Source organism: Pseudomonas sp. 910_21 (assembly GCF_052850735.1).
This window is the reverse complement of sequence record NZ_VXCY01000008.1, coordinates 23,194-36,932: the sequence shown is the minus strand read 5'-3', so window position 1 is coordinate 36,932 and position 13,739 is coordinate 23,194. Positions and strand designations below refer to the sequence as shown.

Below are 13,739 nucleotides of genomic sequence, written 5' to 3'. Positions count from 1 at the left end.
TCAGCCTATGGCCCGTCGTCTCAAGGCGCCGGCGGCTTCTACCCCAGCGGCACCACCGCCATGGTCAGGCGCGAGACGCAACTGGCCTTGCCTTCATCACTGCTCAAGCGGATGTCCCAGACGTGGGTAGTGCGCCCGATATGAATGGCCCTGGCCACCGCTGTCACCCGGCCGCTGCGCAAGCCCCGCAGATGGTTGGCGTTGATCTCCAGGCCCACGCAATAGAACTGGCTGGCATCGATGCACAAATAACTGGCCATGGAGCCGACGCTTTCCGCCAGCACCACCGACGCGCCGCCATGCAACAGGCCATAGGGCTGATGGGTGCGATGGTCGATGACCATGCTCGCCGTCAACGACTCCTCGTCGTAGGACTCAAAGCGAATATCCAGCACTTCGCCGATGGTGTTCTTCTGGATTGCGTTCAGTTGTTCAATGTTCGGAGTGGTACGCCACAGACTCATCGCCGCTTCCTTCTTTGGGGTTGTTCTTGTCGATCAATCCTGCCACAGCACGGCTTCGCTACGCTCGCTCCAGGTTTGAAAACTCCCGCCATAGGTGGCTTCGATCACATTGCGCTTGATCTTCAGGGTCGGGGTCAGAAAGCCGTTCTCCACGGCCCAGTTGTCCTTGACCACCACCAGCCGATGCAAACGCTCGTGCTTGTCCAAGCTGCCGTTGACCTGGGCCAGGAGGCTTTCCAGGCTGTTGTGCAACCCTTCCCGGGAGCTGCCGCCAGCAGCCTGCAAGCCGGCCGCTGAAAGCACACACAGCCCCAGCGGCGCGCTCAAGCCATCACCCACCACGCACACCTGCTCGATATGGGCATGCACCGCCAGGCGATTCTCGATGGGGGCCGGGGCCACATACTTGCCCTTGCTGGTCTTGAAGATTTCCTTGAGCCGGCCAGTCAGGCGCAAATTGCCGGCGGCATCCTGCTCGCCCTTGTCACCCGTGCGCAAAAAACCATCCTCGGTGATGGTTTCCGCCGTTTTCTGCGGGTCCTTGTAATACCCCAGCATGGTGGCCCCGCTGCGCACCTGGACCTCCCCCGCCTCATCGATACGGACTTCGACCTCAGGACAAGGCCGGCCGATCCAGCCCGGAACATGCTCCCCGGATCGCCCGATATGGGAATAACCGCAGCTTTCGGTCATGCCGTAGACCTCCAGCACATCCAGGCCCAGACGGCGATACCAGTGCAACAGGGTCTGGGGGACCGGCGCGGCCCCCGACAAGGCCAGACGCAATGCATCGAGTCCCAGTCCGGCCAGCACCTTGTGACCGACGCGCCTGCCGATGAAAGGCAGGCCCAGAAGAAAATCCAGGCGTTTGGCCGGCACCTTGCTGTAGACCCCCATTTGGAACTTGGTCCAGATCCGCGGCACGCCAAATAGCGCAGTGGGCCGGGCCCGTTGCAGGTCAACCAGGAAAGTATCGAGACTTTCGGCAAAGAACACGGTCTGCCCGGTGTAGATCGCCGCCATCTCGACGAACATGCGTTCGGCCACATGACACAACGGCAGGTAGGACAGCAACCGATCCTCGGGGCCCAGGCCGAAAAGCCCGACGCCGTGGCCGGCGGCAAATCCCAGGTTGCCGAAACTGTGCATCACGCCCTTGGGCATGCCGGTGGTACCGGAGGTGTAGATGATGGTGGCCAGTTGATCCGCAGACGGGCAAGGGCTGTCCGCCTGTGGTTGGCAACGCTGCACCTGATCCCAGTCGAAATCGAAATGCCCCTCGGGGCCCAGCGGCAGACGGATGGTGGGCAACCCGGGCTTGACCCCCGGGGCCATGCCCGGCCAGTCATCAAGCTTGCCGATGAATGCCAGGGCCGACTCGGAATGCTCCAGTACCTGGGCCACCGAATCGGCTGTGAGGTTGGGATACAGCGGCACCGACACATGCCCGGCCATCCAGATCGCCAGGTCGCTGATGATCCAGTGGGCGGAGTTCTTGCCGATGATTGCAATGTGGCTGCCAGGAGCCAGCTGCCGCTCCCGCAGCCACTGGGCGGCACGACGGGCCTGTTGGCCGACGTCGAACCAGCTCAACGCCTGCACCTGTCCTCCGGCGCTGGGCTGAACCAGGAAACGTTGGTGGGGATGACGAGCTTCGCGCTCGTAGAACACTTGCAGCGGCAAACTGAAAGCAGCAGACATGACTCGCTCCTTTGTTTTTATTCTGTTCGTGATACCAACCAAGCACTTGCTTGGCTGACTATTCCACGCACAAAGGAGCGCTGCAAGTTAAGAAATGTAGCGGATCACGACCCGATACCGACCGGGTGCAAAAGGTAATGGCGGCCGAAGGATTCCCGGCCGCCACCCGCATCAAGGGTGCTTGACGCCGTTGAGGGTCATCAGTCCCGCCAGAGGCCAGTCGCCCTCCAGCTCCGCCAGGCTGGCGGTGTTCATGGGCTGGGGATCACGCAGATGGCCATGCTGCAACAGGCCGATCAGGCTACCCACCAGGGGCTGATGGCTGACCAGCAGCAAATTGTCCGCACTGTCCAGTTGCTGCAGCACCTGCAGCGGATTGGCCTCCGGCGTCAGCCAGGACACGGTGCGGACCTCTCCTTCGAACCCCAGCGCCTCGCGTACCAGCTGGGCAGTTTGCTGGGCTCGTACATAAGGGCTGGCGATGATTGCGCTGATGGGCTGGCCAATCAGGTGCGCGGCGCTGCCCAGCACTTCCTCACGGCCGTGGGCGGTGAGATTGCGCTGAGCATCGGTGGGCGCGTGGGATTCGGCCTGACCATGGCGCAGGACCCACAGTTTCACAGCTTGGGCTCCTCATCGCGCACCGGATGGGGTGCTGGCGGCACGCTATGGGGAGCCTCCCCTTCAGGTGCCCGTGGGGTTGGCCAATCCGAGAACGGCCAGGGCTTCTGCTCGGTATGGAAACTGCCGAAACGGCCGATCTGAGCCAGGAACTGGCTCAGGCTGTCACCGAAATTCATCAGGCCGGCATTGGGTGCGCCATAGATCAACCGATAAACAAGCTGCACCAGGACCAGGGCACCCAGGAGAAACTGCGCCACCTGCCACACCATCACGAACACCAGCATCCACAGCACGCGCAGGAGGATGGATTCGTATTTGGCTTCGGAATTCGTATCGTTCATGTCTGGCTCCTGTGCTACTCAGTTGAATCCGCTGGTGGAGATAAAATCGACGTCGGTTTTCGGCTCGCCGCGCATCAAGAGCTCGATCACCTGATTCAGCGTACGCCCTTCGAACAGAATCGCGTGCAGCCCGGCTACCAGCGGCATGTAGACCCCCAGCTCCTGGGCCTTGACCTTGAGCACCTTGAGGGTGTTGACGCCCTCCGCCACTTCGCCCAGGCGGGTCACCGCCTCTTCCAGGCTCAGGCCCTGGCCCAGGGCAAAGCCCACCTGATAGTTGCGGCTCTTGGGCGAGGAACAGGTGACGATCAGGTCACCGACACCGGCCAGACCGAGAAAGGTCATGGGATTGGCGCCCTGACTCACGGCAAAGCGGGTCATTTCCGCCAGCGCGCGGGTAATCAGCATGCTCTTGGTGTTTTCCCCCATGCCCAGGGCCACCGCCATGCCGGCGATGATTGCATAGACGTTCTTCAGTGCCCCGCCCAGCTCCACGCCAAAGCGGTCGGCACTGGCATAGACGCGAAAAGTCCGGCCATGCAGTGCGGCCTGGACCCGCTGGCACAGTTCTTCGTCTTCGCTGGCAACCACGGTAGCGGTCAGGGCGTGTTCGGCCACTTCACGGGCCAGATTGGGCCCGGAGAGCACGCCGATCCGCGCTTGCGGGGCGATATCCTCGAGAATCTCGCTCATCAGCTTGAAGGTCTGGGCCTCGATGCCCTTGGTCAGGCTGACCAGCATCTTGCCGCTCAACAGTTGCGCGTGGGGCGCCAGTACCGAGCGCAGGGCGCTGGAAGGCAAGGCGACAAAGCACAGGTCACTGTCATTCAGGGTGGCCAGCAGGTCGGTGACCGGCTCCACCGCCGGATGAATCTTGATGCCCTTGAGATAGCGCGGATTCTCGCGATTGACCCGAATGGCCTCGGCCTGTTCGGGATCACGCATCCACTGCCGCACCGGATGACCGTTCTCGGCCAGCAGATTGGCCACGGCGGTACCAAAACTTCCGCCTCCCAGGACCGCAATAGGGCGCTGTTGTGTCATATGCAATCCGTTTATCCATAGCAGTGGCGATGGCGCATTATACGGGGCGGTTTTCCCACCACCAGCCCCAGCAGCCATTCAGGCGATCTGTCGGGAACGGGTGGAGTCATTCGGGGAATGTCGGGCTTATCGACTGGAAAACTCGACTGTCTCGGTTAACATGCGCGCCATCTTTCAAGATTCAAGGCTGTGCCGTGTCCGTTGGCCCCTCACCTCTTCGTCTGTCACTGCTGCTGGGCATGCTGTTCGGCCACTCGGTGCTGGCCGACGATCTGTTTCTCGACGGTTCCGCCCTGCCGCAAGTCTTGACCGCCACCCGCCTGAAACAATCCCCTGCTGCGGTCCCCGGCAGCATGACCGTGCTCGACAATGAACTGATCAAGGCCAGCGGCGCCCGGGATATCAGCGAACTGCTGCGCCTGGTGCCGGGCATGATGGTCGGCGCCATCAGCGGCAACCAGGCCACCATCAACTACCACGGTACCAATGCCAGCGAAGCCCGACGCATGCAGGTGCTGATCGACGGACGCTCGGTGTATCGCGCGGGCCTGGCCACGGTGGACTGGAGCGATATCCCGGTGGCCATGGAGGACATCGAGCGCATCGAAGTGTTTCGTGGCCCCAACACCGTCAGCTACGGCGCCAACGCGCTGATGGCGGTGGTCAACATCATTACCCGCTCACCCGCCAACAGCCACGGCACGCGCTTCAAGGTGACTCGGGGCCAGCGCGGCATCAACGACTGGTACGCCAGCCAGGGCACCGGCTGGGAAAGCGGCGACCTGCGGCTGTCGTTGTCGGGGCAGGAAGATGATGGCTTCGACAGCCGCCTCGATGGTTCGGACTACCGCGACAGCAGGCGCTTGAATCGCGTCAGCCTGTCGGTGAGTCAGATGCTCAATGAACAACAAAGCATCGATTGGCAATTGAATGCCAAGGAAGGTACCAACCAGCGGCCCTATACCTACAAGCCGGTGTTCTATGGCGTGTCCCAACAGGGCAACAACTCCGACGTGGTGGCCAAGGACTACGCCGGGTCACTGCGCTGGAACCTGGAGTTCAATGCGCAGCACAGCCTTTATGTCCAGGGCTCGGCACAGCACTGGGATCGCCAGCAGACCTGGCGGGCCTGTGATGCGGCCATTTCCTTCAGCCCCGAACTGACGCGCCTGTGGCAACTCAACCCCAATTACGCAGAGCGCCTGGCGCGCGGCATCAAAGGTTTCAGCGATGCCGGTGCCCCGCCCCCGGGATCTCCAGCCGAGCAGGCCATAGCCCAGCAGGTCCTCACCCAGTGGAACGCCGGCGGCAAGAATACCGTCTGCGGCAATATCGACCAGAGCGCCCGGGAAACTCGCTACGACCTGGAGTTGCAGGACACCCTGAGCCTCAGCGATAACCTGCGGCTGGTCAGCGGCATGAACTATCGTTACGACCGGGCCGACTCCGAAACCTACTTCAACGGCACCCTCGACGACACCACCTGGCGCCTGTTCGGCCAGTTGGAGTGGCGGGCCAGCGAACACTGGCTGATCCAGGGCGGGGCTATGTACGAAGACACCCAACTGACCGGCAACTCGCTGACGCCACGGATCGCCGTCAACTACCTGATCAATCCGCGCCACGGGCTGCGCGCGGTGTATTCGGAAGCCATCCGCTCTGCGGACATGTTCGAGAACAACGTCAACTGGAGTTACCGGGTCACCGGTCTGAGCGCTCCGGTCTACGGCCAGAACAGCGCCCAGTACTTCGTCAGGACCCGTGGTCCCGGCAATCTTGACCAGGAGCACATGCGCTCTCGAGAGCTGGGCTACAACGGCTATTTCATCGACCAGGCACTGAATCTGGACCTCAAGCTGTTCTACGACGAAATCACCGGAATGATCAGCGAACCGCTGCGCAACAACCAGTACATCGCCAGCAACAACAACTCGTCGCGCTTCTCCGGCACCGAGAGCCAGCTGGACTGGCAACTGAGCCGCGCCGACCGCCTGCGCCTGACCTACGCCTATGTCCATGCGCAAGCCAGCAATCGCCTGGACCAGCACCTGACCGCCAGCAACAGCGGTTCTGCCGGCTGGCTGCGCAATTGGGGCCAGGGCTGGTCCAGCGCCCTCTTCTACTATGGTGACAACGCCCTCAACGGCTACCGCTTCCAGCGCATCGACGCCCGCATCGCCAAACGCCTGGTCCTGGGCAAGGCCAGCCTGGAACTGGCAGGCACGCTGCAACAGCGGCTTGACCATGAGCCCACCACCTTCGCCGACAATCTCTACGACTCACGGCACGTGGCCTACCTCAGTGCCGAGCTGGAGTTCTAGCATGGGTCGGCGCGGGCCCTGGAAGGCCCTGGGCGTTCATCGCTGCCTCGGTCTCTGCCTGATCGTGCTGGGCCTGCTGCTGGCGACTCCGCTGCGGGCAGCCGACGTGTTGCTGACCGCCAGTGAAGACAACGACAGTGTGCGTACCTTCACCGAAGAACTGGCCACCCAGCGTCCTCAGGACCAGGTGCGCTTCGTGCCCTTGGCACAACTGCCGGCACCGAGCCAACTGCCCGCAGCCACGCGCCTGATCCTGCTGGACCCGCAAAGCCTCGATTGGCGCCTGCAAGACCCGCAAGGGCCGGCCACCCTGGTCCTGCGGATCAGCCGCCTGCAAGCCCAGCAGCGCCTGCAAGGCGCGCCTCACCCCAAACTCAGCCTGCTCTGGAGCGACCCGCCCCTGAGCCGCCAACTGCGGTTGATCCACAAGGTCTTGCCCCAGGTGCGCCGGGTCGGCGTGCTGTACAGCGAGGACAGCCAGTTTCTGCTCAAGGAACTGCGCAGCGCAGCGCAATCCATGGCAATGGAAATCGTCGCCGAACCCTGGGACAGCACTAATGACAGCCGCCCGCTGCAGAACCTGCTGCGCAACAGCGAGGTGCTACTGGGCCTGGACGACCCCAAGCTGTACAACCCGAAAACCGTGAAGAACCTGCTGCTGAGCAGCTACGCCCGGCAGCAGGCACTGATCGGGCCCAATGCCGGTTTCGTCAGGGCCGGCAGCCTGGCCAGCACCTACAGCGATCAGCAGGACTGGCTGCAGACCCTGGACAGCCTGCTGGATCAAGCACCGGCCCGCTGGCCCAGGGAGCTGTACCCGGCTGCCTTCAAAGTACTGAGCAATCCACAGGTGGCACGCTCCCTGGGCATCGAAGAAATCGACCCGCAAGCCGTCGCGCACCAGTTGAGTGAAGGAGAGAAACACCCATGACATTGCGTCGCCGGTGGGATATCCAGACCCGCACTCAGCTCATCAGCCTGGGCCCGGCCCTGCTCCTGACCCTGTTGCTGATCAGCTTCTTCACCTTCGTGCGTCTCCAGGATCTGCGCCAGGAGCTGAACCATACCGGCCAACTGATAGCCAACCAGTTGGCCCCGGCCACCGAGTACGGGGTGATCTCCGGCAACAACGAAGGCCTGGAAAGCCTGTTGCAAGCCACCCTGGCCACGCCCCATGTGCACTTTCTGGAGGTCCAGGACAGCGCCAACAACATCCTGGTGTATGTCGAGCAGCCGTCCGCCAGTCACAACCACGCCCAACAGATCAAGGTATTCCAGGCGCCGATACGCTTGCAGCGCATCCAGGTGCACAACGATTTTCTGCAGAATGATCCCGCCAGCCTGAGCCCCCAGGGTGACGGTTACCTGGGGCGGGTCATTGTTGGCATGTCCAATGACGCCTTCAGCCAGCGTCAGCAGGAAATCCTCCTCAAGGCCGGGATTCTCGCTCTGTTCGCCTTGCTGTTCACCTTCTTCCTGGCTCGACGCCTGGCGGCCGGCCTGGCGCAACCCATCAGCGCCATGGGCCACGCGGTGAAGGCGATTCAGGAAGGCGACTTCAAGACACCGCTGCCGATTGTCGACGACGGCGAGCTGGGCAATCTGGCGCGACATATCAACAACCTCGCCGCCGGCCTGGAACTGGCCAGCCGTGAGCAGCAACAGGCAATGTCACAACTGATTCAGACCCGGGAAGATGCAGAGCGAGCGAACAAGGCCAAATCCGACTTCCTGGCGATGATGAGCCATGAGCTGCGTACCCCGATGAACGGCGTGCTGGGGATGCTGCAATTGCTGGAAACCACCGAGATGACCCAGGAGCAGAGCGAGTACGCGGCATTGGCCTCGGAATCCACCGAGCACCTGCTGAAGGTGATCAATGACATCCTCGACTTCTCGCGCATCGAGCGCTCGGCCCTGGAGCTGGAGCACATTCCGTTCAACCTTGCCGAGTTGATCAGCAGCTCGGCCCAGGCCTTCCAGCACAGCGCATTGCAACGAGGCCTGGACCTGCAACTGCGGCTACCGCCGGGCATGGAATCGCTGCAGGTCAAGGGCGACCCCACGCGAATCCGCCAGATTCTGGTCAACCTGATCGGCAACGCGCTGAAATTCACCGAACAAGGCAACGTCACCATCGAGCCACAGTGGCAGGCCCTGGATCACGAACTCCTGTGGTTTACCTGCTCGGTGCGCGACAGCGGGATCGGCATCAGCCCGGCCAGCCTGGAACTGATGTTCGATGCATTCCAGCAAGCCGACAGTTCGATTTCCCGGCGCTACGGCGGCACGGGCCTCGGCTTGCCGATCGCCCGCACGCTGGCCGAACGCATGGGCGGCACCCTGCGCGCCCAAAGCGAAGAAGGCCAGGGCTCGGTGTTCACTCTGGAAATCCCCTTGGCGCTGTTTCAGCAAAGCCTGCCGGTGCTGGCGCCGCGAGTGAATACGGCCGCTCACCAGGGCGAAGGCCGCAACGTGCTGCTGGTGGAGGACAACCCGGTGAACCAGACCGTGATCCAGGCCATGTTGCGCAGCCTGGGCTTCACCGTGAGCATCGTCACTGACGGTGCCCAGGCGGTACGCAGCGCCGAAAGCCTGATTTTCGAGGCCATTCTGATGGACTGCCGACTGCCACTGGTCGACGGCTACGAAGCCACCCGGCAGATCCGCCAACTGCCCGGCTGCGCTGATTTGCCGATCATCGCCCTGACCGCCAACGCCTTGCAGGGCGACCGCGAAGCCTGCCTGGCGGCGGGCATGAACGACTACCTGGCCAAGCCGTTCAAGCGGGCGGATCTGCAGCAAATTCTCCAACGTTGGGTGCAGTAACAGGCTATTTTCGAACAGGTGCGACTGGCGTGATGGGCGAAAGTGCGGCAGTCTTAGGCACCCGACGGGGCCCCGAAAAGGCCCTCAAAAAAAATTTCAGTGCACAAGTGTACATTCATGCCCTTTGCGCTGTGACTTTCACTACAACGCAATAGTCTATGAGTAGGCTGCCGGCTCGAGGCATGAACGCTTCGATCGGCCGGGAAGATTGCCCAACCCTGCCGCACGGGACTATTGAGGAGCTCGCATGACCAAACAAAACGCCTTTACTCGGGAAGACCTGCTGCGCTGCAGTCGCGGTGAGCTGTTCGGCCCAGGTAACGCGCAACTGCCCGCCCCCAACATGCTGATGGTGGATCGCATCACCCATATCAGCGAAGAGGGTGGCAAGTACGGTAAAGGTGAATTGGTCGCTGAGCTGGATATCACTCCAGACCTGTGGTTCTTCGCTTGCCACTTCGAAGGCGATCCGGTGATGCCGGGCTGCCTGGGCCTGGATGCCATGTGGCAGCTGGTCGGTTTCTTCCTCGGCTGGCAAGGCCTGCCGGGCCGCGGCCGCGCCCTGGGTTCGGGGGAAGTGAAATTCTTCGGCCAGGTACTGCCGACCGCGAAAAAAGTCACCTATAACATTCACATCAAGCGCGTGCTCAAGGGCAAGCTGAACATGGCCATCGCCGATGGTTCGGTCAGCGTTGACGGCCGCGAAATCTATACCGCCGAAGGCCTTCGGGTCGGCGTGTTTACCTCAACTGACAACTTCTAAGGGTTATCCGCATGCGCCGCGTCGTTATCACTGGTCTGGGCATTGTTTCGTGCCTGGGCAATGACAAAGAGACCGTCTCCGCTAACCTGCGTGCAAGTCGCCCTGGCATCCGCTTCAACCCGGAATATGCCGAAATGGGTCTGCGTAGCCAGGTTTCCGGCTCCATTGACCTGAACCTTGAAGAGCTGATCGATCGCAAGATCTATCGCTTCGTCGGCCATGCGGCGGCTTACGCCTACCTGGCCATGAAAGACGCCATCGCCGACTCCGGTCTGAGCGAAGAGCAAGTGTCCAACCCCCGCACCGGCCTGATCGCCGGCTCCGGCGGCGCTTCGACCCTGAACCAGATGGAAGCGCTGGACATCCTGCGCGAGAAAGGCGTCAAGCGCGTTGGCCCATACCGTGTAACGCGGACCATGAGCAGCACCGTTTCCGCCTGCCTGGCCACACCGTTCAAGATCAAGGGCCTGAACTACTCCATCGCCTCTGCCTGCGCCACCAGTGCTCACTGCATCGGTACCGCCATGGAACAGATCCAGATGGGCAAGCAGGACATCGTCTTCGCCGGTGGCGGTGAAGAAGAGCATTGGACCCAGTCGTTCCTGTTCGATGCCATGGGCGCCCTGTCCACCCAGTACAACGAAACCCCGGAAAAGGCCTCCCGCGCCTACGACGCCAAGCGTGACGGTTTCGTCATTGCCGGCGGTGGCGGCATGGTGGTGGTCGAGGAGCTGGAACACGCTCTGGCCCGTGGCGCCAAGATCTACGCGGAAATCGTCGGCTACGGCGCCACTTCCGATGGCTACGACATGGTGGCTCCAAGCGGCGAAGGCGCAATCCGCTGCATGGAAATGGCCATGTCCACCGTCGACGCACCGATCGACTACCTGAACACCCACGGCACTTCGACTCCGGTCGGCGACGTTGCCGAGATGAAGGGCGTGCGTGAAGTGTTCGGCGACAAGGCCCCGGCCATCAGTTCCACCAAGAGCCTGTCGGGTCACTCCCTGGGCGCCGCCGGCGTTCACGAAGCGATCTACTGCATGCTGATGATGGAAGGCAACTTCATGGCCGGTTCGGCCAACATCGACGAGCTGGATCCGGAAGTGGCCGACATGCCGATCCTGACCAAGACTCGCGAAGATGCCACCATCAACACCGTGATGAGCAACAGCTTCGGCTTCGGTGGCACCAACGCCACCCTGGTGCTGAAACGCTGGCAGGGCAAGTAAGCCCCGCGGCTGCGCCGAATGAAAAAGGCCCCGACTGGTTCGGGGCTTTTTTTCGCCTGGAGCTCACTGGCAAGCCGCCTCCTACGCCACCTGTATGAAGCGGATCGCCGGCCAAACAACCTCACACCGAAAAGCGCGCCACCATGGTGTTCAGATCCACCGCCAGCCGCGACAGCTCCTGACTGGCGGCGCTGGTCTGGTTGGCCCCCGCCGAGGTCTGCAGCGCCAGATCACGGATGTTCATCAGATTGCGATCCACCTCCCGCGCCACCGCTGCCTGCTGCTCCGAGGCACTGGCAATCACGATATTGCGCTCGTTGATCAGGGTGAAGGCCGAAGCGATTTCCTCCAGCGCCTGCCCCGCCGCCTTGGCCACTTCCAGGGTCGAGCGGGCCCGGCTGTTGCTGTGCTGCATGGAACTGACCGCCTGGTCGGTGCCTTGCTGAATACCACCGATCATCTGCTCGATTTCCTGGGTCGACTGCTGGGTCCGATGGGCCAGGGCCCGCACTTCATCCGCCACCACGGCAAACCCGCGCCCGGCATCCCCGGCTCGCGCAGCCTCGATGGCCGCGTTCAGTGCCAGCAGGTTGGTCTGCTCGGCGATGGAGCGAATCACATCCAGCACCTTGCTGATGCCATAGACCTTCTGTGCCAGGTCTTCCACCTGACTGGCATTGGTCGTCACATCCTCGGCCAGCAACTCGATGGACAGCACCGTCTGATGCACCTGCTCACGCCCATGCTGGGCGATCCGGTCCGACTCCCGAGAGGCTTCGGACGTGGCCACAGCATTGCTGGCCACCTCCTCCACCGCGGCGGTCATCTGATTCACCGCGGTGGCCGCCTGCTCGATTTCCAGGCTCTGCTGATGCAGGCCCCGGGTCGCATCCTCGGTCACGCAACTGAGCTCTTCCGAGGCGGAGGCCAACTGGCTGGAAGAATCGGAAATGCGCCGAATGGTTTCCCGCAGACTGTGCTGCATGGCCTTGAGCGCTTGCAGCAGGCGTGCCGGCTCATCCTTGCCAACCACCGTGATATCCCCCGTCAGGTCACCGCCGGCCACCACCTCGGCGACACTCAGGGACTGGGCCAGGGGCAGGACGATACTGCGGGTCAGCAACAATGCCAGGCCAATGGTGACCAGCGCCGCCAACACGATCATGCCCACCACCCAGACCCGTGACTTGCTGAACACGGCCTGGGCCAGGTCCGTGGCTTGGGTCGCGCTCTGCTTGTTCAACTCGATCAGGTCATGCAGGGTCGCCGCCATTTCGTCGGCCAATTGGTTCATTTCGCCATTGACCACCTTGACCGCCTCTTCCAGCTGGTTCTGGCTGGAAAAGGCCATGACCTGGGCCTGGCGCTGCAGGTACTGCTTCTCAATGACCTTGAAACGATCGAACAGGACCCGCTCCTGGGGCAGCACGATCAATGACTCATAGCGGCCCTGGGCAGCCCCCAGGCCAGTCTTGATGTCGTTGATCTTGTTTTCGTTCTGGGCAATCGCCTGCGGGTCGCGATTGATCAGCAGACGCAGGGTCAGGGCGCGGATGCGCAGCAGGTCCTGACTCATGTCACCGACCGACATGACGCTGGGCAGCCAATTGCTTTCCACCTCATCGGACTGCTGACGCATATTGGCCATCTGCATCAGGGCGAATGCCCCGAGAGCAAACACCATCAGCGCCAGCAAGCCGAAACCCAGGCTTGCGCGCGGCGCGATATTGAGACTTCTGAGGCTCATTCCTCTGGCTCCTTCCTAGAGCGCTGCAAGAACTTGCAGCAGGGTGCTCTTAGACGGTATCGGGCCGTTGGAAAATTGCGTAAGACAAAAACGTGATATCAAAACGCCCTAGCACTCCAATACCTGGGCGTAAAACGATTCAGCGCACAGAAAATCGCTGTTCTGCCAACAAACGGTCACCCTGGAAGACCATGAAGTGCCATTCGCCGGGCACCACTTCGTGGCTCTCCGTGAATTCGTAGGCCATCACATCCTGAGGCGCATTGGGCACCAGCTTCTGGGTGATCTCGAACTTGTCATGGCGCGCACCGTCCGGGGTACGGATACCCGGAGTCAGGTAGAGCAGAGTCAGGGGCTGATCCTCGGCCACCTTGCCCAGCAGTTGGTAGCGCATGCCGAATTTGGTCCCCAGCTTGGCGGGCACCACCGAGGTTGGCTGGATCTTCTCGTTGCTGCGGCGCAGCACCCGTTCCCCCGACTGCAGCTCGGCCTTGGGCCCTTCGAACAGGCCATATTCCACAGGGCCTTCCAGACGAACTTCGGCACTGGCCAGGCCACTGAAAATCATCAGCGCCGCCAGGGCGCTGGTACGAGTGAAGTGCATATCGCGCTCCTTGATTGAGATGGCGCGAGCTTATGAAGCAGGCGTGACAGGCTGATGACAGTCTGCGAC

12 protein-coding genes and 1 pseudogene are annotated in these 13,739 nt (G+C 62.1%); 5 read left to right on the top strand and 8 right to left on the bottom strand.

Annotation, left to right across the window (positions count from 1 at the left end; genetic code table 11):
- Positions 1-38 precede the first annotated feature (38 nt).
- The 5 genes from FW796_RS23570 to FW796_RS23550 form a co-directional block, all read right to left on the bottom strand.
- Positions 39-464 carry a hotdog fold thioesterase gene (locus FW796_RS23570; RefSeq protein WP_446440148.1) on the bottom strand — a complete coding sequence of 142 codons (426 nt, stop codon included), beginning with the start codon at positions 462-464 and terminating at the stop codon, positions 39-41.
- Positions 465-497: 33 nt separating this feature from the next.
- On the bottom strand, positions 498-2,165 hold the full coding sequence (locus FW796_RS23565) for an AMP-binding protein (RefSeq protein ID WP_446440147.1): 1,668 nt from the start codon (positions 2,163-2,165) through the stop codon (positions 498-500).
- 171 nt (positions 2,166-2,336) lie between these two features.
- Positions 2,337-2,786: a phosphohistidine phosphatase SixA gene (sixA, locus tag FW796_RS23560; RefSeq protein ID WP_346631931.1), complete on the bottom strand. Its 450-nt coding sequence runs from the start codon at positions 2,784-2,786 to the stop codon at positions 2,337-2,339.
- Complete coding sequence (locus tag FW796_RS23555) at positions 2,783-3,130, bottom strand: DUF4389 domain-containing protein (RefSeq protein WP_102863952.1); 348 nt, start codon at positions 3,128-3,130, stop codon at positions 2,783-2,785. Before FW796_RS23555 ends, sixA begins: the two co-directional genes overlap by 4 nt.
- A gap of 18 nt (positions 3,131-3,148) precedes the next feature.
- Positions 3,149-4,174 (bottom strand): NAD(P)H-dependent glycerol-3-phosphate dehydrogenase, encoded by a 1,026-nt coding sequence (locus FW796_RS23550; RefSeq protein WP_123723827.1) that lies wholly within the window; start codon positions 4,172-4,174, stop codon positions 3,149-3,151.
- 194 nt (positions 4,175-4,368) lie between these two features.
- On the opposite strand from FW796_RS23550, the gene FW796_RS23545 reads away from it, so the two are divergent.
- The 5 genes from FW796_RS23545 to fabB all read left to right on the top strand — a co-directional run bounded on the left by FW796_RS23545 (position 4,369) and on the right by fabB (position 11,319).
- Positions 4,369-6,495, top strand: a complete 2,127-nt coding sequence (locus FW796_RS23545) for a TonB-dependent receptor plug domain-containing protein (protein ID WP_404938752.1) — start codon at positions 4,369-4,371, stop codon at positions 6,493-6,495.
- Between the two features lies 1 nt (position 6,496).
- A complete protein-coding gene (locus FW796_RS23540) occupies positions 6,497-7,426 on the top strand; it encodes an ABC transporter substrate-binding protein (RefSeq protein WP_346631933.1) in 930 nt (309 codons plus the stop codon).
- Positions 7,423-9,324: an ATP-binding protein gene (locus tag FW796_RS23535; protein ID WP_346631934.1), complete on the top strand. Its 1,902-nt coding sequence runs from the start codon at positions 7,423-7,425 to the stop codon at positions 9,322-9,324. The genes FW796_RS23540 and FW796_RS23535 overlap by 4 nt, the downstream gene beginning before the upstream one ends.
- A gap of 247 nt (positions 9,325-9,571) precedes the next feature.
- A complete protein-coding gene (gene fabA, locus FW796_RS23530; RefSeq protein WP_011060067.1) occupies positions 9,572-10,087 on the top strand; it encodes a 3-hydroxyacyl-[acyl-carrier-protein] dehydratase FabA in 516 nt (171 codons plus the stop codon).
- Positions 10,088-10,098: 11 nt separating this feature from the next.
- Positions 10,099-11,319 (top strand): beta-ketoacyl-ACP synthase I, encoded by a 1,221-nt coding sequence (fabB, locus tag FW796_RS23525; protein WP_123723831.1) that lies wholly within the window; start codon positions 10,099-10,101, stop codon positions 11,317-11,319.
- A gap of 121 nt (positions 11,320-11,440) precedes the next feature.
- Here fabB and FW796_RS23520 read toward each other — a convergent pair whose 3' ends face one another.
- The 3 genes and pseudogenes from FW796_RS23520 to FW796_RS23510 form a co-directional block, all read right to left on the bottom strand.
- Positions 11,441-12,304 carry a methyl-accepting chemotaxis protein gene (locus FW796_RS23520; protein WP_372342471.1) on the bottom strand — a complete coding sequence of 288 codons (864 nt, stop codon included), beginning with the start codon at positions 12,302-12,304 and terminating at the stop codon, positions 11,441-11,443.
- Positions 12,296-13,066: pseudogene (locus FW796_RS23515) on the bottom strand (MCP four helix bundle domain-containing protein); the annotation flags it as partial. The gene FW796_RS23520 and the pseudogene FW796_RS23515, both read right to left, overlap by 9 nt.
- 139 nt (positions 13,067-13,205) lie before the next feature.
- Positions 13,206-13,670, bottom strand: a complete 465-nt coding sequence (locus tag FW796_RS23510; protein WP_346631936.1) for a DUF3859 domain-containing protein — start codon at positions 13,668-13,670, stop codon at positions 13,206-13,208.
- Between the last annotated feature and the right edge of the window lie 69 nt (positions 13,671-13,739).

Coding starts and splice junctions, on each gene's coding strand:
- FW796_RS23570 (WP_446440148.1), bottom strand. CDS start 464: ATGAGTCTGTGGCGTACCACTCCGAACATTGAACAACTGAACGCAATC.
- FW796_RS23565 (WP_446440147.1), bottom strand. CDS start 2,165: ATGTCTGCTGCTTTCAGTTTGCCGCTGCAAGTGTTCTACGAGCGCGAA.
- FW796_RS23555 (WP_102863952.1), bottom strand. CDS start 3,130: ATGAACGATACGAATTCCGAAGCCAAATACGAATCCATCCTCCTGCGC.
- FW796_RS23550 (WP_123723827.1), bottom strand. CDS start 4,174: ATGACACAACAGCGCCCTATTGCGGTCCTGGGAGGCGGAAGTTTTGGT.
- FW796_RS23540 (WP_346631933.1), top strand. CDS start 6,497: ATGGGTCGGCGCGGGCCCTGGAAGGCCCTGGGCGTTCATCGCTGCCTC.
- FW796_RS23535 (WP_346631934.1), top strand. CDS start 7,423: ATGACATTGCGTCGCCGGTGGGATATCCAGACCCGCACTCAGCTCATC.
- fabA (WP_011060067.1), top strand. CDS start 9,572: ATGACCAAACAAAACGCCTTTACTCGGGAAGACCTGCTGCGCTGCAGT.
- fabB (WP_123723831.1), top strand. CDS start 10,099: ATGCGCCGCGTCGTTATCACTGGTCTGGGCATTGTTTCGTGCCTGGGC.
- FW796_RS23520 (WP_372342471.1), bottom strand. CDS start 12,304: ATGCAGCACAGTCTGCGGGAAACCATTCGGCGCATTTCCGATTCTTCC.
- FW796_RS23510 (WP_346631936.1), bottom strand. CDS start 13,670: ATGCACTTCACTCGTACCAGCGCCCTGGCGGCGCTGATGATTTTCAGT.